This is a genomic window from Escherichia sp. R1, assembly GCF_003000935.1.
Lineage (GTDB): Bacteria > Pseudomonadota > Gammaproteobacteria > Enterobacterales > Enterobacteriaceae > Escherichia > Escherichia coli.
Map to the genome: position 1 here is coordinate 125,411 of NZ_PSRU01000015.1, position 20,175 is coordinate 145,585.

Annotated in this window: 19 protein-coding genes and 3 tRNA genes; 16 read left to right on the forward strand and 6 right to left on the reverse strand. The window is 53.5% G+C overall.

Annotated features, from left to right (window positions below):
* The first annotated feature begins 21 nt into the window (after positions 1-21).
* Genes fucK through fucR form a run of 3 tightly spaced genes read left to right on the forward strand, consistent with a single transcriptional unit; the run spans position 22 to position 2,653 of the window.
* Positions 22-1,440 (forward strand): L-fuculokinase, encoded by a 1,419-nt coding sequence (gene fucK / locus C4F37_RS18325; RefSeq protein ID WP_000808354.1) that lies wholly within the window; start codon positions 22-24, stop codon positions 1,438-1,440.
* A 1-nt stretch (position 1,441) separates the two neighbouring features.
* The gene (fucU, locus tag C4F37_RS18330) at positions 1,442-1,864 is read left to right on the forward strand and encodes an L-fucose mutarotase (RefSeq protein WP_000920840.1); all 423 of its coding nucleotides are present in this window, start codon (positions 1,442-1,444) and stop codon (positions 1,862-1,864) included.
* 57 nt (positions 1,865-1,921) lie between these two features.
* Positions 1,922-2,653: an L-fucose operon activator gene (gene fucR, locus C4F37_RS18335; protein ID WP_001305284.1), complete on the forward strand. Its 732-nt coding sequence runs from the start codon at positions 1,922-1,924 to the stop codon at positions 2,651-2,653.
* Positions 2,654-2,696: 43 nt separating this feature from the next.
* On the opposite strand, the gene rlmM is transcribed toward fucR, so the two are convergent.
* The 4 genes from rlmM to C4F37_RS18355 all read right to left on the reverse strand — a co-directional run bounded on the left by rlmM (position 2,697) and on the right by C4F37_RS18355 (position 5,699).
* Complete coding sequence (gene rlmM / locus C4F37_RS18340) at positions 2,697-3,797, reverse strand: 23S rRNA (cytidine(2498)-2'-O)-methyltransferase RlmM (protein ID WP_001045530.1); 1,101 nt, start codon at positions 3,795-3,797, stop codon at positions 2,697-2,699.
* Complete coding sequence (locus C4F37_RS18345) at positions 3,790-4,185, reverse strand: DUF423 domain-containing protein (RefSeq protein ID WP_000203905.1); 396 nt, start codon at positions 4,183-4,185, stop codon at positions 3,790-3,792. The genes rlmM and C4F37_RS18345 overlap by 8 nt, the downstream gene beginning before the upstream one ends.
* A gap of 18 nt (positions 4,186-4,203) precedes the next feature.
* On the reverse strand, positions 4,204-5,121 hold the full coding sequence (gcvA, locus tag C4F37_RS18350; RefSeq protein WP_000044401.1) for a glycine cleavage system transcriptional regulator GcvA: 918 nt from the start codon (positions 5,119-5,121) through the stop codon (positions 4,204-4,206).
* A 350-nt stretch (positions 5,122-5,471) separates the two neighbouring features.
* The gene (locus C4F37_RS18355; protein WP_000750398.1) at positions 5,472-5,699 is read right to left on the reverse strand and encodes a YgdI/YgdR family lipoprotein; all 228 of its coding nucleotides are present in this window, start codon (positions 5,697-5,699) and stop codon (positions 5,472-5,474) included.
* A gap of 191 nt (positions 5,700-5,890) precedes the next feature.
* On the opposite strand from C4F37_RS18355, the gene csdA reads away from it, so the two are divergent.
* A complete protein-coding gene (gene csdA, locus C4F37_RS18360) occupies positions 5,891-7,096 on the forward strand; it encodes a cysteine desulfurase CsdA (protein ID WP_001490456.1) in 1,206 nt (401 codons plus the stop codon).
* Positions 7,096-7,539, forward strand: a complete 444-nt coding sequence (gene csdE, locus C4F37_RS18365) for a cysteine desulfurase sulfur acceptor subunit CsdE (RefSeq protein ID WP_000184273.1) — start codon at positions 7,096-7,098, stop codon at positions 7,537-7,539. The genes csdA and csdE overlap by 1 nt, the downstream gene beginning before the upstream one ends.
* A 50-nt stretch (positions 7,540-7,589) precedes the next feature.
* Here the strand turns inward: csdE and tcdA are convergent, their stop codons facing one another.
* Together tcdA and mltA are read right to left on the reverse strand one after the other, a co-directional pair.
* A complete protein-coding gene (gene tcdA / locus C4F37_RS18370; protein ID WP_000117711.1) occupies positions 7,590-8,396 on the reverse strand; it encodes a tRNA cyclic N6-threonylcarbamoyladenosine(37) synthase TcdA in 807 nt (268 codons plus the stop codon).
* Positions 8,397-8,472: 76 nt separating this feature from the next.
* The gene (gene mltA / locus C4F37_RS18375; RefSeq protein ID WP_000678650.1) at positions 8,473-9,570 is read right to left on the reverse strand and encodes a murein transglycosylase A; all 1,098 of its coding nucleotides are present in this window, start codon (positions 9,568-9,570) and stop codon (positions 8,473-8,475) included.
* Between the two features lie 208 nt (positions 9,571-9,778).
* Between mltA and C4F37_RS18385 the strand changes: the two genes are divergently transcribed.
* The 11 genes from C4F37_RS18385 to C4F37_RS18435 all read left to right on the forward strand — a co-directional run.
* A tRNA-Met gene (locus tag C4F37_RS18385) sits at positions 9,779-9,855 on the forward strand.
* A 33-nt stretch (positions 9,856-9,888) separates the two neighbouring features.
* A tRNA-Met gene (locus C4F37_RS18390) sits at positions 9,889-9,965 on the forward strand.
* 33 nt (positions 9,966-9,998) lie between these two features.
* Positions 9,999-10,075 (forward strand) — tRNA-Met (locus C4F37_RS18395).
* A gap of 631 nt (positions 10,076-10,706) precedes the next feature.
* Positions 10,707-11,207, forward strand: coding sequence for a type VI secretion system contractile sheath small subunit (tssB, locus tag C4F37_RS18400; protein WP_001314090.1), 501 nt, complete (start codon positions 10,707-10,709; stop codon positions 11,205-11,207).
* Positions 11,208-11,265: 58 nt separating this feature from the next.
* Positions 11,266-12,804, forward strand: a complete 1,539-nt coding sequence (tssC, locus tag C4F37_RS18405; protein WP_001314091.1) for a type VI secretion system contractile sheath large subunit — start codon at positions 11,266-11,268, stop codon at positions 12,802-12,804.
* Between the two features lie 17 nt (positions 12,805-12,821).
* Positions 12,822-14,159: a type VI secretion system baseplate subunit TssK gene (gene tssK / locus C4F37_RS18410; protein WP_001539484.1), complete on the forward strand. Its 1,338-nt coding sequence runs from the start codon at positions 12,822-12,824 to the stop codon at positions 14,157-14,159.
* Positions 14,156-14,821 carry a type VI secretion system protein TssL, short form gene (gene tssL / locus C4F37_RS18415; protein ID WP_001539485.1) on the forward strand — a complete coding sequence of 222 codons (666 nt, stop codon included), beginning with the start codon at positions 14,156-14,158 and terminating at the stop codon, positions 14,819-14,821. The genes tssK and tssL overlap by 4 nt, the downstream gene beginning before the upstream one ends.
* Before the next feature lie 12 nt (positions 14,822-14,833).
* Positions 14,834-16,486 carry an OmpA family protein gene (locus tag C4F37_RS18420; RefSeq protein WP_001539487.1) on the forward strand — a complete coding sequence of 551 codons (1,653 nt, stop codon included), beginning with the start codon at positions 14,834-14,836 and terminating at the stop codon, positions 16,484-16,486.
* A 57-nt stretch (positions 16,487-16,543) separates the two neighbouring features.
* A complete protein-coding gene (locus C4F37_RS18425) occupies positions 16,544-17,035 on the forward strand; it encodes an Hcp family type VI secretion system effector (RefSeq protein WP_000997068.1) in 492 nt (163 codons plus the stop codon).
* A gap of 191 nt (positions 17,036-17,226) precedes the next feature.
* Entirely contained in the window at positions 17,227-19,860 is a 2,634-nt protein-coding gene (gene tssH / locus C4F37_RS18430) for a type VI secretion system ATPase TssH (protein ID WP_001539489.1), read from the forward strand.
* A gap of 11 nt (positions 19,861-19,871) precedes the next feature.
* Positions 19,872-20,175: contractile injection system protein, VgrG/Pvc8 family (locus C4F37_RS18435; protein ID WP_250109869.1), on the forward strand; the 304-nt coding region annotated here is incomplete at its 3' end.

The following is a 20,175-nucleotide window of genomic DNA, read 5'->3' on the forward strand; positions in this document are numbered from 1 at the left end:
GGCTATATTGCAGGAGCGATTATGAAACAAGAAGTTATCCTGGTACTCGACTGTGGCGCGACCAATGTCAGGGCCATCGCGGTTAATCGGCAGGGAAAAATTGTTGCCCGCGCCTCAACGCCTAATGCCAGCGATATCGCGATGGAAAACAACACCTGGCACCAGTGGTCTTTAGACGCCATTTTGCAACGCTTTGCTGATTGCTGTCGGCAAATCAATAGTGAACTGACTGATTGCCACATCCGCGGTATCGCCGTCACCACCTTTGGTGTGGATGGCGCTCTGGTAGATAAGCAAGGCAATCTGCTCTATCCGATCATTAGCTGGAAATGTCCGCGAACAGCCGCGGTAATGGACAATATTGAACGGTTGATCTCCGCACAGCAGTTGCAGGCTATTTCTGGAGTCGGAGCCTTTAGTTTCAATACGTTATATAAGTTGGTGTGGTTGAAAGAAAATCATCCACAACTGCTGGAACGCGCGCACGCCTGGCTCTTTATTTCGTCGCTGATTAACCACCGTTTAACCGGCGAATTCACTACTGATATTACGATGGCCGGAACCAGCCAGATGCTGGATATCCAGCAACGCGATTTCAGTCCGCAAATTTTACAAGCCACCGGTATTCCACGCCGACTCTTCCCTCGTCTGGTGGAAGCGGGTGAACAGATTGGTACGCTACAGAACAGCGCCGCAGCAATGCTCGGCTTACCCGTTGGCATACCGGTGATTTCCGCAGGTCACGATACCCAGTTCGCCCTTTTTGGCGCTGGTGCCGAACAAAATGAACCCGTGCTCTCTTCCGGTACATGGGAAATTTTAATGGTCCGCAGCGCCCAGGTTGATACTTCGCTGTTAAGTCAGTACGCCGGTTCTACCTGCGAACTGGATAGCCAGGCAGGGTTGTATAACCCAGGTATGCAATGGCTGGCATCCGGCGTGCTGGAATGGGTGAGAAAACTGTTCTGGACGGCTGAAACTCCCTGGCAAATATTGATTGAAGAAGCTCGCCTGATCGCGCCTGGCGCAGATGGAGTGAAAATGCAGTGTGATTTATTGTCGTGCCAGAACGCTGGCTGGCAAGGCGTAACGCTTAATACCACGCGGGGGCATTTCTATCGCGCGGCGCTGGAAGGGTTAACCACGCAATTACAGCGCAATCTACAGATGCTGGAAAAAATCGGGCACTTTAAAGCCTCTGAATTATTGTTAGTCGGCGGAGGAAGTCGCAACACATTGTGGAATCAGATTAAAGCCAATATGCTTGATATTCCGGTAAAAGTTCTCGACGATGCCGAAACGACCGTCGCAGGAGCTGCGCTGTTTGGTTGGTATGGCGTAGGGGAATTTAACAGCCCGGAAGAAGCCCGTGCACAGATTCATTATCAGTACCGTTATTTCTACCCGCAAACTGAACCTGAATTTATAGAGGAGGTGTGAAATGCTGAAAACAATTTCGCCGTTAATTTCTCCCGAACTATTGAAAGTGCTGGCAGAGATGGGGCATGGAGATGAAATTATTTTTTCCGATGCTCACTTTCCCGCCCATTCGATGGGACCGCAGGTGATCCGCGCTGATGGCCTGTTGGTGAGCGACTTGCTCCAGGCGATTATCCCGTTATTTGAGCTGGACAGTTATGCACCACCGCTGGTGATGATGGCGGCGGTAGAAGGTGACACTCTCGATCCTGAAGTAGAACGACGTTATCGTAATGCGCTTTCACTACAAGCCCCCTGTCCTGACATCATCCGCATCAATCGTTTTGCGTTTTATGAACGGGCGCAAAAAGCCTTTGCGATCGTTATCACAGGCGAACGAGCGAAGTACGGGAATATTCTTTTAAAAAAAGGGGTAACACCGTAATCTCATACCGGTACGCCCGCATGACGCGGGCGGTTATCGAATGATGGGGTGAAAAATATGAAAGCGGCACGCCAGCAAGCGATAGTCGACCTGCTGCTGAACCATACCAGCCTGACCACGGAAGCTCTCTCTGAACAGCTAAAGGTCAGTAAAGAAACCATTCGTCGCGATCTCAATGAATTACAGACGCAGGGTAAAATTCTGCGCAATCATGGGCGCGCTAAATATATCCACCGTCAAAATCAAGACAGTGGCGATCCCTTTCACATCCGGCTGAAAAGCCATTATGCGCATAAAGCAGATATCGCGCGCGAGGCGCTCGCGTGGATTGAAGAAGGGATGGTGATAGCCTTAGACGCCAGTTCAACCTGCTGGTATCTGGCACGCCAGTTGCCTGACATCAACATCCAGGTCTTCACCAATAGCCATCCGATTTGCCATGAACTCGGTAAACGCGAACGCATTAAACTGATCAGTTCCGGCGGCACACTTGAGCGCAAATATGGCTGTTACGTCAATCCCTCGCTGATTTCCCAACTTAAATCGCTGGAAATCGATCTGTTTATTTTTTCTTGTGAAGGGATCGATAGCAGCGGCGCACTGTGGGACTCCAATGCCATCAACGCTGATTACAAATCAATGTTATTAAAACGTGCCGCGCAATCGTTGTTATTGATTGATAAAAGTAAATTTAATCGTTCAGGGGAAGCCCGCATCGGGCATCTGGATGAGGTAACGCACATTATTTCTGATGAGCGCCAGGTTACAACTTCTTTGGTAACAGCCTGACGGAAAGGGTAGCAGGCCGGAGACGACGCCCCGGCCTTACCTGTTATCGCTCGTCGCGACGACCACCCACCGCAGCCCAGATACGGCGGACGTGCACCGTCACTTCTTCGCGATCGTGATACAACTGCCGCGCCTGAATCTGAGCATTTATGCCATGTTCATCAAGCTGTGCCTGAATATACGCCAGATTGTGTGACACTTCTTCGTAGCGTTTTTTCATCGGCAGTTTGAGATTGAAGATAGTTTCACGGCACCAGCCATTAACCAGCCACTGCGCCATTAATGCCGCAACTTTCGCCGGTTTTTCAACCATATCGCATACCATCCAGGAGATATTGCTGCGTGTCGGACGGAATTTGAAACCGTCTTCCCGCAGCCACGTCACCTGCCCGGTATCCATCAGACTTTGCGCCATCGGGCCGTTGTCGACGGAATAAACCCACATGTTGCGCTTCACCAGTTGGTAGGTCCAGCCGCCTGGGCAAGCACCTAAATCCACCGCCCACATCCCGTTCGCCAGGCGTTCATCCCACTCATCCGCGGGAATAAACACATGAAATGCCTCTTCCAGTTTGAGCGTGGAACGACTCGGCGCATCTGCCGGAAATTTCAGGCGCGGAATGCCCATATAGAACGGCGAATTATTGCTGCTGTATGAGTAACCAGTATAGCAACAGCCTGGTGCAATAAAGAATACATGCACAACCGGACGCTTCGGCGTTTCATAGTTCGCCAGCACCCCCGCATCACGCAAGGCAGCGCGTAGCGGCACGGTGAATTTACGGCAGAATTTCAGCAACTCTTTGCTTTCGTTGGTATCGGCAACTTCAACACGCAGTTCACCGCCCTTCTCTACTACGCCCTGTAACATGCCGACAATGGGGGTAATACGATCTTCTGGCGGCAAATGCTGCAGGAGTTCCCCCACTACAAACCACTGGCGGGCAAAAATTAATGAACTGAACGGCAGCTCACGGATTAACTTATCGCCATCATCAGGTTGATAACATTCATAAATGACATAACCCGCATTCTCTTTCACGCGGGCAAAACCGAAAATTTCCCGCTGGCCGGCTTTATCGGTAATTTCTGCGGCGCACTCTTTTTCAAAGCCCGGACGGCACAGCAATACAACCTTATTCATGACTTACGCCCTTGCGCTTTAAACGGATAGCACCAACTAACATTAACGCCCAGCCCGCAAGGAAGCTCACGCCGCCAACCGGTGTGACAAACGCCCACAAACGCAGATGGGACAGCGCCAGGCAATAAAGGCTGCCGCTGAACAGCACCGTGCCTAACGCGAGGAAAACGCTACTCCAGTAAAACCAGATACTGATGCGACGCTGCATTGCCACCGCCAGACCTAAGATCGCCAGCGTATGAAACGCCTGGTATTCGAGGCCGGTCTGGATCCAGCCCATCTCAACGGCCCCCATGGTTTTACTTAACACATGCGCGCCAAAAGCGCCCAGAGCTACAAAAATGAAGCCGCTAATGGCGGCGAAAATCAGCATAAAACGGCTGGTCATGGTCGTACCCTACGTAAATTATTGTTCATAACGAAAGCGGAATTTTTCTTGTTCAGCAGCGGCTTTCGCCAGGATCCATTGGCGAAAGGCGGCTATTTTACCCAGTTCTGCCTGGCTGTCATGACAAACCAGATAAAAAGCGTTTTTACTGACCAGAACATCATTAAACGGGCAAACAAGACGTCCGGCCTCGATTTCAGATTGCGCCATCACGTTATTTGCAAGCGCCACTCCCTGCCCGTGGATAGCCGCTTGCAGCACCATGGCGCTATGGCTAAAAATTGGCCCTTGCTGAACGTTGATATGATTTAACCCCAACTGTCGGGTATATGTCTGCCAGTCACGGCGTGACGCATCATGTAATAACGTATGTTTAGCCAGATCTTCCGGGGTCTTCAAGGGTTTTTCGCCAGTCAGCAGTAGCGGCGAACACACCGGCAATAAATATTCGGCGTACAGTTTTTCCACCCGTAGCCCCGGCCAGTTGCCCCGACCATAAAATATCGCCACATCAACATCATCCGCCAGCTTATCTTCCTGACGATCAACCGCCTGGATTCGAACGTCAATTCCCGGATAAGCTGAATTAAAGCTGGAAAGTCGCGGAACCAACCAATGAATCGCGAAACTGGGAAGTAAACTGACCGTCAACGCCCCCTTAGCGCTACGGGCCTGGAGTTTACGCGTCGCTTCGGTTAATTGCGAAAATATCTCTTTGATATCGAGGAAATAGCTTTGCCCTTCCTCGGTCAGCAGGAGTGAACGATTACGGCGGCGGAACAGTTTTAGCCCCAGAAAATCCTCAAGAGACTTGATTTGATGACTTACTGCGGCCTGGGTCACAAAAAGCTCTTCTGCTGCGCGAGTGAAACTTAAATGGCGTGCTGCGGCATCAAAAACTCGTAAGGCATTTAGCGGTGGTAATCGTTTAGACATGGCTTTTAAACTTTGATGTTAAATGAATTTAACAATTAGATTACACTGTGTAACCTATTAGTTTTTTTAATCTGAGCCATTATAAATTGTCCGTTGAGCTTCTACCAGCAAATACCTATAGTGGCGGCACTTCCTGAGCCGGAACGAAAAGTTTTATCGGAATGCGTGTTCTGGTGAACTTTTGGCTTACGGTTGTGATGTTGTGTTGTTGTGTTTGCAATTGGTCTGCGATTCAGACCATGGTAGCAAAGCTACCTTTTTTCACTTCCTGTACATTTACCCTGTCTGTCCATAGTGATTAATGTAGCACCGCCTAATTGCGGTGCTTTTTTTTACCTTGCGATCGCGAATTACTGATCCAGTTCGACCATCTCTTTCACGTCAGTACGGTTGATCTGCTGTTTGTTGCCATTAGCGTCTTTATACGAAATCATACCGGTATCGTTATCAGTCTGTGGTTTGCCGTCAGAGACGATGGTACGTCCGTCATTGGTGTGCATCACATAGTTCGAACCGGAACAGGCGCTCAGGGCAAAAGTCAGCATACAGGCAGAAATAATTGCGGCAGTCTTTTTCATCATCTTCTCCTTAAAGCGATTAATAAATCTTAATAGTATTGATTAACAGGCTAAAATTAACGCCTAACACTATTCAGCATATGTTACTGACGCGGCTTCGCCAGGATATCCAGATAATTCTGATGGTTAGCACTCTCCTTGTATCAAAGTGAATTTTGCGTCACGATCGGTGCATCAAGCCGAGGAGTACCATGAACGTTTTTAATCCCGCGCAGTTTCGCGCCCAGTTTCCCGCGCTACAGGATGCGGGCGTCTATCTCGACAGCGCCGCGACCGCGCTTAAACCTGAAGCCGTGGTTGAAGCTACCCGACAGTTTTATAGCCTGAGCGCCGGAAACGTCCATCGCAGCCAGTTTGCCGAAGCCCAACGCCTGACCGCGCGTTACGAAGCTGCGCGGGAAAAAGTGGCACAATTACTGAATGCATCGGATGACAAAAATATCGTCTGGACGCGCGGCACCACTGAATCCATCAACATGGTGGCGCAATGCTATGCCCGTCCGCGTCTGCAACCGGGCGATGAAATTATTGTCAGTGTGGCAGAACACCACGCCAACCTCGTCCCCTGGCTGATGGTCGCCCAACAAACGGGGGCCAAAGTGGTGAAATTGCCGCTTAATGCGCAGCGACTGCCGGATGTCGATTTGTTGCCAGAACTGATTACTCCCCGTAGTCGGATTCTGGCGTTGGGCCAGATGTCGAACGTCACTGGCGGTTGCCCGGATCTGGCGAGAGCGATTACTTTTGCTCATTCAGCCGGGATGGTGGTTATGGTTGATGGTGCTCAGGGGGCGGTGCATTTCCCCGCGGATGTTCAGCAACTGGATATTGATTTCTATGCTTTTTCAGGTCACAAACTGTATGGCCCGACAGGCATCGGCGTGCTGTATGGCAAACCAGAACTGCTGGAAGCGATGTCGCCCTGGCTGGGCGGCGGCAAAATGGTTCACGAAGTGAGTTTTGACGGCTTCACGACTCAATCTGCGCCGTGGAAACTGGAAGCAGGAACGCCAAATGTCGCTGGCGTCATAGGATTAAGCGCGGCGCTGGAATGGCTGACAGATTACGATATCAACCAGGCCGAAAGCTGGAGCCGTAGCTTAGCAACGCTTGCAGAAGAAGCGCTGGCGAAACGTCCAGGCTTTCGTTCATTCCGCTGCCAGGATTCCAGCCTGCTGGCCTTTGATTTTGCGGGTGTTCATCACAGCGATATGGTGACACTGCTGGCGGAGTACGGTATTGCCCTGCGCGCCGGGCAGCATTGCGCTCAGCCGCTACTGGCAGAATTAGGCGTAACCGGCACACTGCGCGCCTCATTTGCGCCATATAATACAAAGAGTGATGTGGATGCGCTGGTGAATGCCGTTGACCGCGCGCTGGAATTATTGGTGGATTAATGACAAACCCGCAATTCGCCGGACATCCGTTCGGCACAACCGTAACCGCAGAAACGTTACGCAATACCTTCGCACCGTTGACGCAATGGGAAGATAAATATCGCCAGTTGATCATGCTGGGGAAACAGCTTCCGGCTTTGCCAGAGGAGTTAAAAGCGCAGGCTAAAGAGATTGCCGGATGCGAAAACCGCGTCTGGCTGGGATATACCGTGGCTGAAAACGGCAAGATGCATTTCTTTGGCGACAGCGAAGGGCGCATTGTGCGCGGCCTGTTGGCGGTGTTGTTGACTGCCGTTGAGGGGAAAACCACCGCCGAATTGCAGGCACAGTCGCCGCTGGCATTGTTTGATGAGCTGGGATTACGTGCGCAACTTAGCGCCTCACGCAGCCAGGGGTTGAATGCGTTAAGCGAGGCGATTATCGCTGCGGCGAAGCAGGTTTAAGCACAGAACCAGGTCGGATAAGACGTTCGCGTCGCATCCGACCTGATTGTTTACCCCTGACGCGCCGCTTTCGCCATCATCTTCTTCAGCGCATGAGAAACCGCAACAAAGCCAAAAGTGGCGGTCACCATCGTCGCCGCGCCAAATCCTGAGGCACAATCCATCCGCTTTGGCCCTTCCGCCGTGGCTTTCATCGCACAGACGGTGCCGTCTGACTGCGGGTACACCAGCGCTTCGGTAGAGAACACGCAATCCACGCCGAGCTTACCTTTACTGTTTTTCACTACGCCAAAATCGCTTTTCAGGCGCTCGCGCAACTTCGCCGCCAACGGGTCCTGAATCGTTTTCGCCAGATCGGTAACCTGAATCTGCGTCGGGTCAATCTGCCCACCAGCGCCACCGGTCGTGACCAGCGGGATTTTATTGCGCCGACAATAAGCAATCAGCGCCGCTTTGGGCCGTACACTATCAATAGCATCAATCACGTACGAATAACCGGCATTCATATATTGCGCTACGTTATCCGGCGTCACGAAGTCATCCACCACCATTACACGGCACTCCGGGTTAATCTGGCGAATACGCTCCGCCATGACTTCCGCTTTTGCCAGCCCGACGTTATCGCGCAGAGCGTGAATTTGCCGATTGGTATTGGTGACGCACACATCATCCATATCGATAAGCGTGATTGCGCCAATCCCCGTGCGCGCTAGCGCTTCCGCCGCCCAGGAACCGACACCACCGATACCAACCACACAAATATGCGCGTCAGCAAACAGTTGCAATGCTTTTTCACCATACAGACGCGCTGTGCCACCAAAACGCTGACGCCATGCATCACTAATTACCACAGACATAGCACCTCAGAATTAAAAAGGGTGAGGTTACCCCTCACCCTGTCATATCCGTAAAAACGGCATACAGAATATCACATCAGCCGCTAAAGACGTTACCTGCGCCCGGGGCGGTTTTCAGCACCCAGACACGTCCATAGTGGTTGTACCAACCTGCGCGGTGTCCGGCTTCCGGCCCGATCCCTTGATAGATATCGAAGTGTTGGCCTTTGATTGCGCCACCGACATCCAGCGCCACCATCAGACGCAATTCGTACTGACCGTTAAATTTGCCGTTATTATCCAGCAGCGGCACTTCTGCCAGCAAGGTAGTACCTGGCGGAATAATTGAACGATCGGAGGCAACAGAAGCACGGCCAACCAGCGGCACCGCACTTGCCCCTTTCACCGGTGCAAAAGATTGCGGTTTAAAGAAGACGAAAGACGGGTTCTGTTCCAGCAGCTCGCGAACCTCCGCTTCACTGTGTGTTTCGCCCCAGTGACGAATCGCCTGCATCGACATATCTTCTTTTTTCACTTCGCCACGGTCGATCAACACCTTACCAATGCTGCGATAGGCATGACCGTTTTTCCCTGCATAGCTGAAAAAGTTAAGCGGACTGCCATCACCAAAGTCGATATACCCGCTACCCTGCACATCCATAATGAAGTTATCCATCAGGGAGTTACTGTAAGCGAGAATATATTTATCACTCAGCGCTCCTGCGTAGATCTCCGCACGAGACGGCAGACGACCACGTTTTGGCGGCATACGATAAATCGGATACTGGAACTCGCCCTGACGGGTATGGCGCGCCTGAATTACCGGCGTGTAATAGCCTGTAAACTGCACGTTACCATAGTTGTCGACACCTTCCATCTGCCAGGCATCAATGCCGAACTGGCGCATATTGCGGGTATCACCGCCTGCGCGCAGCCACTCTTGCACCGCGTTATAAACATTACTCTGGTTGCCATACAGACGCGGTGACGAATTACGGATATGGTTAATTTGCTCGGCAAAATCACCGGCATTAATCGGCGCGCCAACGGCATCTGGCTGGTTCACCAGAGAGAAAGGCTGGGTAAATTTCCCGTCTTTATATTGCTGTCCGCGATCGGTTGGTTTGGAAGAGCAGGCGGCAAGCATTGCCACAACCGTGCCCATAAGAAGGTACTTTACCCAACGTCCTTTCATTGTTCTCTTCTTCAGGTTAAAAAATAAGGCGCAACGAAGATAACAAACCACCGCGTTTAATGAAATGAGCAGCCTCTCCCTGACGCAAATTTTGCACAAAAAACAGGCTTTAGTGATTTGTTTTTGTTCAAAATCATGCCAAATCCGTGATCGGGGTAAAAAAAAGGTTGCATGAAAACGCGAGCAGAGTATAGTGCGCATCCACGGACGCGGGGTGGAGCAGCCTGGTAGCTCGTCGGGCTCATAACCCGAAGGTCGTCGGTTCAAATCCGGCCCCCGCAACCAATTAAAATTTGATGAAGTAAAGCAGTACGGTGACGCGGGGTGGAGCAGCCTGGTAGCTCGTCGGGCTCATAACCCGAAGGTCGTCGGTTCAAATCCGGCCCCCGCAACCAATCAAAATTTGATGAAGTAAAGCAGTACGGTGACGCGGGGTGGAGCAGCCTGGTAGCTCGTCGGGCTCATAACCCGAAGGTCGTCGGTTCAAATCCGGCCCCCGCAACCAATTTATTAGAATGCTGACAAACCGCAAAGCTACTATTGGCTTGCGGTTTTTTCGTTTTTACGCTTCCTTACCCGTTTCAGTGAAGCCTGAGACAATGAGTAAACCGTTAATATCCCTCCATCAAAGCCATCCATCTTATTTATATATTAAACATATACCCCATTAATGAATTTTATATATTCTATAAATCAATTTATTTTGGTTATGTTAACATTTCAATATCACAACAGGGCGCTACGCTTATATAATCATTGTACAAAAAGCACACAACTTTTTAATTAGTAGAAAAATTAATAATTTTTTGTGAAAGCCCGGACAATAAGTTTAATGAATATCTTAATAGACTCTCATACTACCCAATTTCTTAAAAGTGCAAATTTGTGAAGCTTATCCTGTTATTATTTTAAGTTTCATGCCAAATTCTCTCACCAGATAATGCCGCCCTCTTCCGAAAAATAATCAAGAGGCCAAGCAATATCTAAAATGATACAACTGTATCTATTCCCCTGAAAAATACATTATTTATTTGTATATTTTCCTCATCATTGCTTTTTATTTAAATCATCCGATAATCCCCTGAATATAATTATGTCAATAACCATCAGAAAAAGTGGATGATGAGGAAAAGGATATGGCCGACAGTTTCCAGAATGAAGTTCCCGCCGCTCGTGTAAATATCAAGCTTGATCTGCATACAGGCAATGCAAAAAAGAAAGTTGAACTCCCCCTCAAGCTTCTTGCCGTAGGCGATTACAGTAACGGAAAAGAGCAGCGTCCGCTGTCCGAACGGGACAAGATTGATATCAATAAAAACAACTTCAACAGCGTCATGGCTGAGTTTTCGCCTGCGGTTAATTTAACAGTAGAAGATACGCTAAGCGGAAACGGTAATGAACAAAATATCGCGCTTGAGTTTAAAAGCCTGAAGGATTTTGAACCCGAACAGGTAGCAAAAAATATTCCGCAGCTTCGTGTATTACTCGCTATGCGCAATTTACTACGTGACCTGAAATCCAATCTGCTGGATAACGCAACGTTTCGCCGTGAACTGGAAAATATCCTGAAAGACCCGACGCTCAGTTCAGAACTGCGTGATGAACTGGCGAAAATTGCGCCGCAGGAGAACGTTTAACCCGAACGCGTATTCAGGTTAAACCGGAGAAGAAAGGATCACTGAAAAGGAAATGCTGATGTCTGTACAACAAGAACATGCCACCTCTGAAACTGCAACACTCACCACCACTGAGTCCGGCGGCGTTTATCAGTCCCTGTTCGATAAAATTAATTTAACCCCGGTCTCTTCCATTCAGGAAATCGATTTATGGCAAAACAGCGAAACGCTGGCCGATGCCTCACCCGATGAGCGCGTGACGGCGGCGATTCACGTTCTGCTTTCCTGTCTGGCGAAATCAGGCGAGGACGTGGTTAAGCTCGACAAGAGCCTGCTGGATTTTCATATCGACGATCTGGATCAGAAAATCAGTAAACAGCTTGATGCGGTCATGCACCACCCTGAATTCCAGAAAGTCGAGTCGCTGTGGCGTGGTACATGGTTCGTCGTACAGCGCACTGATTTTCGCAAAAATGTCAGAATTGAATTGCTGGATATCAGTAAAGAACATCTGCGGCAGGACTTTGATGATTCTCCGGAAATCATTCAGAGTGGTTTATATCGCCATACATACATTCAGGAATATGATACGCCGGGTGGCGAACCTGTAGCCTCATTAATATCCAGCTATGAATTTGATAACAGCCCGCAGGATATTGCCCTGCTGCGTAATATTTCCAGAGTGTCTGCCGCTTCCCATATGCCTTTTATCGGTTCTGTCGGACCGAAATTCTTCCTTAAAAATTCGATGGAAGAAGTCGCCGCGATTAAAGATATCGGCAACTACTTTGACCGCGCAGAATATATTAAATGGAAGTCGTTCCGCGATACGGATGACAGCCGCTATGTGGGATTAGTGATGCCGCGCGTGCTGGGCCGTCTGCCCTATGGGCCGGACACGGTGCCGGTACGCAGCTTTAACTATGTGGAAGAAGTCAAAGGCCCGGATCACGAAAAGTACCTGTGGACAAACGCCTCGTTCGCCTTTGCCGCCAATATGGTGAAGAGCTTTGTGAATAATGGCTGGTGTGTGCAGATCCGTGGTCCACAGGCAGGTGGCGCAGTGGCCGATCTGCCCATCCATCTTTACGATCTCGGCACCGGCAATCAGGTCAAAATTCCGTCCGAAGTGATGATCCCGGAAACCCGCGAATTTGAATTTGCCAACCTTGGCTTTATTCCGCTCTCTTATTATAAGAATCGCGATTACGCCTGCTTCTTCTCGGCAAACTCCGCCCAGAAACCGGCGTTGTATGATACCGCTGACGCCACCGCCAACAGCCGTATTAATGCCCGTTTGCCCTATATTTTCCTGCTGTCCCGCATTGCGCATTACCTGAAAATCATCCAGCGCGAGAATATCGGTACCACCAAAGACCGCCGCGTACTGGAACTGGAACTGAACACCTGGATCCGCACACTGGTGACGGAGATGACCGATCCGGGTGATGAACTGCAGGCGTCTCACCCGCTGCGCGACGGCAAGGTTATCGTGGAAGATATTGAGGACAATCCGGGCTTCTTCCGCGTCAGACTCTTTGCCGTGCCGCATTTCCAGATTGAAGGGATGGATATCAACCTGTCACTGGTTTCCCAGATGCCGAAAGCGAAAGCCTGACCGGGCGGTGATGTGATATGAAAATTCATCGACCACTGTGGGCTGAGGGGACATTCCTGTCCTCTCAGCAGTTTCAGCAGCAGGCCCGCTGGGAAGCGTTCAGCAATGACAGCATTGCGCAACTTTGTATTCGTCATCCGTGGGGGATCGCAAACGTGCTCTTTGACCGGGATGCCCTGACGCCCGGAAAGCTGAAAACGCAGGCAGTACGCCTGCGTTTTGCTGATGGTACGCTGATCGATTCAGACGTGGCGGATATTCTGCCTCCTGCCTGTGACCTGCGCACGCTGGAGGGCGGCAGCGCGATTGTTTTGCTGGCGCTGCCGCTTGCGCATGGTAACGGCGGTAATCTCGGTCAGGGCGAGCAGGCTGAAAGGCCGCTGCGCTATCGTCAGGAATGGCAAAAGGTGCAGGATATCTACGGCAGTGACAGTGAAGATATGGCCGTTGAGCGCCATGCACTGTCCCTGCGCTTTGCCCATGATAACAATCAGGATTACATCACCTGTCCGCTGGCGCGTCTGGTGCGGGATGTTCAGGGCAACTGGACGCAGGATGAGGGCTATATTCCGCCGTTACTGGCGTTTAACGCCCATGACGGGCTGGTACAGCGTCTGGACACACTGCTGTTGCAGCTACGGGCGAAGTGCCAGCGTCTGATGGCGATGCGCCGGGAAAGCAACCAGCGTATGGCGGACTTTGCCGTCGCCGATGTCTCCCTGTTCTGGCTGCTTAACGCGCTGAACTCCGCCGAGCCGGTACTGAGTGATTTCCTGCGCTACCCGGCGGTTCATCCCGAACTGGTCTGGCGGGAGCTGGCGAGGCTTGCCGGTGCGCTGCTGACGTTTTCCCTTGAACATAACGTCAGCGCCGTTCCGCCCTATGTCCACGAATCGCCGTCCATCGTCTTTCCGCCACTTTTCTCCCTGCTCAGCGAACTGCTGGAAGCCAGCCTGCCGTCACGGGTGATCGCGCTGGATCTGGCGTCCCTGCCGGGCAACCGCTGGAAAGCAGACCTGCACGATCCGCGCCTGCGGGAAGAGGCCGACTTTTACCTGTCCGTTCGTTCCTCTCTGCCTGCGCATCAGGTACTGCACCAGCTACCGCTGGTCTGCAAAATCGGTGCGCCTGATGACGTCACGCTGCTTATCAATGTGGCGCTGAATGGTGTTCCACTGGTGCCGCTTACCTCAGTTCCGGCAGCGCTGCCACTGCGGCTGGAGAACCAGTATTTTGCGCTGGATATGCACAGTGACGCGGCTAAATCGATGCTGGAGTCCGGGTGCTGCATGATTTATGCGCCGGGAACCATGGGCGACCTGAAACCTGAACTGTTTGCGGTGCTGCGCACATGAAAAAAGAGACGGATATCAATATCGACGCGCTGCTGCGCGATACGTTTCTGACGGTGGTGGAACTGCGTCAGGGAACCACCGTGCGTCACGGTATGGAGCTGTATCGCCACTGCCAGCGGCAGGTGGAACTGGTCCGCGAACGCCTGAAAGATGCCGGGTTCAGCCGGGAGAGCGTGGAGCACATTACTTACGCGCAGTGCGCCCTGCTGGACGAAACGGTCCTGAGCCGTGGCGGCATGGACGACGGTCAGGCCATCTGGATGAAGGATCCACTCCAGTCGCATTTCTTCAACACTCTGCAGGCAGGCGAGCTGCTGTACGAACGGATGAAGCAGGTGTTGCAGGAGCCCGCCCCCGCGCAGGCAGTGCTGACCTGCTTTCACCGTGTCCTGCTGCTGGGATTTCGCGGGCGTTATCAGGATCCGGTGGCCCCGGAGCGTGACCAGCTTATTTCGACGCTCAACGGGCTGGTCGCGCCATTTGGCGTGCTGCCGGAAACGGCGGTACTGAACGTGCCGTTATCCCCCCGTCAGCATCCTTTGCTGCATTCGCCGTTTTTCTGGCTGGTAACGCTGACGCTGCTACTGGCCGGTGTCTGGTGGGGACTGCACCACTGGCTGAACGTGCTGGTGGATGAACTGCTGCCGCAAAGCCTGCGTTAAAGGGAGCCGTGAGTGAGGAACACGCTGAAACAGGCCATCGTGCTGTGGGGAATGGTGTTACTGCTGGTGCTGTGGTGGGTGTTTGTCAGTCCGTCTGGCGTACTGAGATGGGCCGGTGCAGCAGTTATCGTTCTGGCGGTTGCCGCATTGTTGATTTACCGGCGCAGGCAGACGTGGACGGAGATGACCGGCGATGCCGGGTTGTTATCGCTGCCGCCGGAAACGTACCGACAACCGGTAGTGCTGGTCTGTGGCGATATGTCGGCGCATCTGTTCACTGACAGCCCGGTCCGGCAGGTTTCAGAAGGGCTGTATCTGCATGTTTCTGATGAAGAACAGCTTGTGGCGCAGGTGGAGCGATTACTGACCCTTCGCCCGGCGTGGGCATCGCAGCTTGCCGTGGCGTATACCGTCATGCCCGGCATGTACCGGGATGCGGCGGTTCTGGCCGGACAACTGCGCCGGTTCGCCCACAGTATGGCGACAGTGCGTCGCCGGGCGGGCGTAAACGTCCCCTGGCTTCTCTGGAGCGGGCTGTCCGGCTCGCCCTTGCCGGAGAGAGCGAATTCACCGTGGTTTATCTGTACCGGAGACGAAGTTCAGGTAGCAACATCCACAGAGAACGCGATGCCCGCGCAGTGGATTGCACAATCCGGCGTACAGGAGCGCAGTCAGCGACTCTGTTACCTGCTGAAAGCTGAAAGCCTGATGCAGTGGCTGAATCTTAATGTGCTGACGGCACTGAACGGCCCGGAGGCGAAATGCCCGCCACTGGCGATGGCCGTGGGGCTGGTCACCTCGTTGCCTGCGGTGGATAACAACCTGTGGCAAGTGTGGATCACCGCCAGAACCGGCCTGACGACGGATATCGCGGACACCGGCACAGACGCCACGCTGCCGTTTCCGGATGCCCTGTTACGGCAGTTGCCGCGTCAGTCGGGCTTTACCCCGCTGCGGCGGGCCTGCGTGACCATGCTGGGCATTACCACCGCGGCGGGTATCACCATGTTGTGCCTGTCAGCCACGGCAAATCGCCAGTTATTACGGCATATCGGTGACGATCTGCACCAGTTTTATGCCGTTCCGGCGGAGGAATTTATCACCAAAGCCCGTCACCTGTCGGTGCTGAAAGACGATGCGGTCATGCTCGATGGGTATTACCGGGAAGGAGAACCGCTGCGTCTCGGTCTGGGGTTATACCCCGGTGAACAAATCCGCCAGCCGGTATTACGCGCCATTCGCGACTGGCGTCCGCCTGAGCAAAAAATGGAAGTGACAGCCTCGCTTCAGGCGCAGACCGTGCGTCTTGACAGTATGTCGCTGTTTGACGTCGGACAGGCCCGCCTGAAAGACGGCTCGACAAAAGTGCTGGTGGACGCACTGGTGAACATCCGGGCAAAACCGGGCTGGCTGATCCTCGTGGCCGGATATACCGACGCCACCGGCGACGAAAAAAGCAATCAGCAGTTATCGCTGCGACGTGCCGAAGCGGTGCGTAACTGGATGCTGCAGACCAGCGACATCCCGGCCACCTGTTTTGCCGTACAGGGACTGGGCGAGAGCCAGCCTGCGGCGACCAACGACACGCCACAGGGCCGGGCAGTCAACCGGCGTGTCGAAATCAGTCTTGTTCCGCGTTCTGACGCCTGTCAGGACGTGAAATAAAACATACCGCCGGAAGAAGGCGGTGCTTCAATCACACTAACAAGGAGAGTAATTCTCATGGCTATTCCTGCTTATCTCTGGCTGAAAGATGACGGCGGCGCGGATATCAAAGGTTCCGTGGACGTTCAGGGGCGCGAAGGTAGCATCGAAGTGGTGGCGCTGGATCACGATGTGTACATCCCGACCGACAACAACACCGGCAAACTGACCGGTACCCGTACTCACAAGCCCTTTACGTTTACCAAAGAAATCGATGCCTCCAGCCCGTATCTCTACAAAGCTGTGACCACCGGACAGACCCTGAAAACGGCAGAATTTAAGTTTTACCGCATCAACGATGCCGGTCAGGAAGTGGAGTACTTCAACATCACGCTTGATAACGTCAAGCTGGTCAGAGTCGCTCCGCTTATGCACGACATCAAGGATCCTTCCAGAGAGAAGCATAACCACCTGGAACGTATTGAGTTCCGCTACGAGAAAATCACCTGGACTTACAAAGACGGCAACATCATTCATTCCGACTCGTGGAATGAGCGTCCTTCCGCCTGATAACTGCGGCAGACAGGAAACTGTCTGCCTTTCTGTTGTGTGCTTTGTCCAGTGCCGCAGGCACCGGTACTGAGCAAAGCATACCCACAATCTGGTGAAACCTGATGGGCCTGAGTGAGGTAACGGCTATGGGCGGTAGCGTGCCTGAACGCGGATCGCAGGAATACAGAACACGATAAGGAAACCCTTCTATGACAGGAAATCACCCCGCCGCGCTGCTGCGTCGCCTTAACCCATACTGTGCACGGGCGCTGGACGCCGCCTCGCTGTGTCAGACCCGCGCCCATGCGGAAATAACCATTGAACACTGGCTGCTGAAACTGCTGGAGCAGGGAGAAGGCGATATCACGGTGATTGCCCGCCGCTATGAATGGGATATCGACACGCTCTGGCAGTCTCTGCTGGCACATCTGGACACCTTACCCCGCCCGGTCCGCGAACGTCCTCAACTTTCTGAACCGCTGGCAGCGCTTATCCGACAGGCGTGGCTGATAGCGTCACTGGAAGGCGACGATCCACAAATCCGCAGCCAGCATCTGCTGATGGCGCTGACAGAAAAACCGATGCTGCCCGCCTGTAATGACCTGTGGGTATTGCTGAGTCTGAGCCGCGTGCAGCTTGAGCGGCTGCGTCCCCTGCTGGATGCGCAGTCGGATGAATGTCCGGCACGTCAGCCACAGGTCACCGAACCGCTGACCTCTGCACTGCCGGAGACGGCAACGGCGGACGCACCGGCAAAAACGCTGACGGAGAAACAGGATGACGCCCTGCTGGCGGTGCTTAACCGCTTTACCGAAGACGTGACGGAAAAAGCCCGCAGCGGGCGAATCGACCCGGTATTCGGGCGCGACACGGAAATTCGCCAGATGGTCGATATCCTCTCCCGTCGCCGCAAAAACAACCCGATTCTGGTGGGAGAACCGGGTGTTGGCAAAACCGCGCTGGTGGAAGGGCTGGCGCTGCGTATCGCCGAAGGCAACGTGCCGGACAGCCTGAAAACGGTGCATATCCGCACGCTGGATTTGGGGCTGTTGCAGGCCGGGGCGGGTGTTAAAGGTGAATTTGAACAGCGGCTGAAAAACGTGATTGACGCGGTGCAGAAATCGCCGGAGCCGGTGCTGCTGTTTATTGATGAAGCCCATACCATTATCGGCGCGGGGAATCAGGCAGGCGGCGCGGATGCCGCCAACCTGCTGAAACCGGCGCTGGCAAGGGGCGAACTGCGCACCATCGCCGCCACAACGTGGAGCGAATACAAACAGTATTTTGAGCGCGACGCCGCGCTGGAGCGCCGCTTCCAGATGGTGAAAGTGGACGAGCCGGATGATGACACCGCCTGCCTGATGCTCAGGGGGCTGAAAGCCCGCTATGCGCAGCACCACGGCGTACATATGCTGGACAGCGCCATTCAGACCGCCGTGCGCCTGTCGCGCCGCTATCTGACCGGACGCCAGTTGCCGGACAAGGCGGTTGATTTGCTGGATACCGCCGGAGCAAGAGTCCGCATGAGCCTCGACACCCTGCCGGAACCGTTGACGCAGCTTCATGCGCGACTGGCGGCTCTGGATATTGAGCGGGAAGCGATTGAGCAGGACTGCGTGTTTTGTCCCGAAGCCAGCCCGGAGCGGCTGGCGGAACTGACCGATTTGCGTGATGAGCTACAGGCAGAAGCCGGGCATCTGGAAGCGCAGTATCAGCAGGAAAAGGCACTGGCGCAGCAGATTATGACGTTGCGTCAGGAAGGGACAGACAGCACTGAACTGCAACAGCAACTGCGAACGCATCAGGGCTTTGCACCGCTGCTGGCGCTGGATGTGGACGCCCGCGCCGTCGCCACGGTGGTGGCGGACTGGACCGGCATCCCGCTCTCTTCCCTGCTCAAAGACGAGCAGAGCGACCTGCTCAGTATGGAAAAGAGCCTTGAAAACCGCGTGGTCGGGCAAAGCCCGGCGCTCTGCGCCATCGCACAGCGGCTGCGGGCGGCTAAAACCGGCCTCACGCCGGAGAACGGCCCACAGGGGGTATTCCTGCTGACCGGCCCCAGCGGCACCGGTAAAACCGAAACTGCGCTCACACTGGCCGACACCCTGTTTGGCGGTGAAAAATCCCTTATCACCATTAATCTTTCGGAATATCAGGAACCGCATACCGTTTCCCAGTTGAAAGGTTCGCCTCCGGGCTATGTCGGCTACGGTCAGGGCGGCGTGCTGACCGAAGCGGTACGCAAACGCCCTTACAGCGTGGTGCTGCTCGACGAAGTGGAAAAGGCGCATCGCGACGTGATGAACCTGTTCTATCAGGTGTTCGACCGGGGCTTTATGCGCGACGGCGAAGGGCGGGAAATCGACTTCCGTAACACCGTGATTCTGATGACCGCCAATCTGGGCAGCGACCACATCATGCAGCTGCTGGAGGAAAAACCGGACGCCACGGACGCAGACCTGCATGAACTGCTGTACCCCCTGCTGCGAGACCATTTTCAGCCTGCACTGATGGCGCGCTTTCAGACGGTGATTTACCGCCCGCTGGGACAGGAGGCGATGCGCGCCATTGTGGAAATGAAACTGGCGCAGGTGGCCCGCCGTCTTCGCCAGCACTATGGGCTGGAAACGGAAATCAGTAACAGCCTGTACGACGCCCTGACCGCCGCCTGCCTGCTGCCGGACACCGGTGCGCGTAATATCGACAGCCTGCTGAACCAGCAAATCCTGCCGGTCTTAAGCCAGCAGTTGCTGGCGCAGCAGGCCGTGCATCATAAGCCTGCCCGACTGCGGCTTGACTGGGATGATGAAGACGGGATTGTGCTGGAATTTGATGAGAAATAATGGAGGCTCTTATGAACGTACAGTTCTTCGACCACGCACACCACAAGCTCAAAATTCGCGGCCTGCAAAGTCCGGTGGATGTGCTGACCTTTGAAGGCCGCGAGCAACTGAGTACCCCGTTCCGCTACGACATTCAGTTTACCAGCAGCGATAAAGCCATCGCGCCGGAGTCGGTGCTGATGCAGGATGGCGCATTCAGCCTGACGGCACCGCCGGTACAGGGAATGCCGGTACAGACTGCCCTGCGCACCCTGCACGGCGTCATTACCGGCTTTAAACATCTCTCATCGTCACAGGACGAAGCCCGTTACGAAG

What these genes read in the sequence shown, in the direction of transcription:
- C4F37_RS18345 (WP_000203905.1), bottom strand. Translation starts at nt 4,185, where the DNA reads ATGACCAGCCGTTTTATGCTGATTTTCGCCGCCATTAGCGGCTTCATT.
- tssK (WP_001539484.1), top strand. Translation starts at nt 12,822, where the DNA reads ATGAAAATTCATCGACCACTGTGGGCTGAGGGGACATTCCTGTCCTCT.
- fucR (WP_001305284.1), top strand. Translation starts at nt 1,922, where the DNA reads ATGAAAGCGGCACGCCAGCAAGCGATAGTCGACCTGCTGCTGAACCAT.
- C4F37_RS18425 (WP_000997068.1), top strand. Translation starts at nt 16,544, where the DNA reads ATGGCTATTCCTGCTTATCTCTGGCTGAAAGATGACGGCGGCGCGGAT.
- fucU (WP_000920840.1), top strand. Translation starts at nt 1,442, where the DNA reads ATGCTGAAAACAATTTCGCCGTTAATTTCTCCCGAACTATTGAAAGTG.
- tssC (WP_001314091.1), top strand. Translation starts at nt 11,266, where the DNA reads ATGTCTGTACAACAAGAACATGCCACCTCTGAAACTGCAACACTCACC.
- tssB (WP_001314090.1), top strand. Translation starts at nt 10,707, where the DNA reads ATGGCCGACAGTTTCCAGAATGAAGTTCCCGCCGCTCGTGTAAATATC.
- csdE (WP_000184273.1), top strand. Translation starts at nt 7,096, where the DNA reads ATGACAAACCCGCAATTCGCCGGACATCCGTTCGGCACAACCGTAACC.
- rlmM (WP_001045530.1), bottom strand. Translation starts at nt 3,797, where the DNA reads ATGAATAAGGTTGTATTGCTGTGCCGTCCGGGCTTTGAAAAAGAGTGC.
- C4F37_RS18355 (WP_000750398.1), bottom strand. Translation starts at nt 5,699, where the DNA reads ATGAAAAAGACTGCCGCAATTATTTCTGCCTGTATGCTGACTTTTGCC.
- csdA (WP_001490456.1), top strand. Translation starts at nt 5,891, where the DNA reads ATGAACGTTTTTAATCCCGCGCAGTTTCGCGCCCAGTTTCCCGCGCTA.
- mltA (WP_000678650.1), bottom strand. Translation starts at nt 9,570, where the DNA reads ATGAAAGGACGTTGGGTAAAGTACCTTCTTATGGGCACGGTTGTGGCA.
- gcvA (WP_000044401.1), bottom strand. Translation starts at nt 5,121, where the DNA reads ATGTCTAAACGATTACCACCGCTAAATGCCTTACGAGTTTTTGATGCC.
- fucK (WP_000808354.1), top strand. Translation starts at nt 22, where the DNA reads ATGAAACAAGAAGTTATCCTGGTACTCGACTGTGGCGCGACCAATGTC.
- tssH (WP_001539489.1), top strand. Translation starts at nt 17,227, where the DNA reads ATGACAGGAAATCACCCCGCCGCGCTGCTGCGTCGCCTTAACCCATAC.
- tcdA (WP_000117711.1), bottom strand. Translation starts at nt 8,396, where the DNA reads ATGTCTGTGGTAATTAGTGATGCATGGCGTCAGCGTTTTGGTGGCACA.
- tssL (WP_001539485.1), top strand. Translation starts at nt 14,156, where the DNA reads ATGAAAAAAGAGACGGATATCAATATCGACGCGCTGCTGCGCGATACG.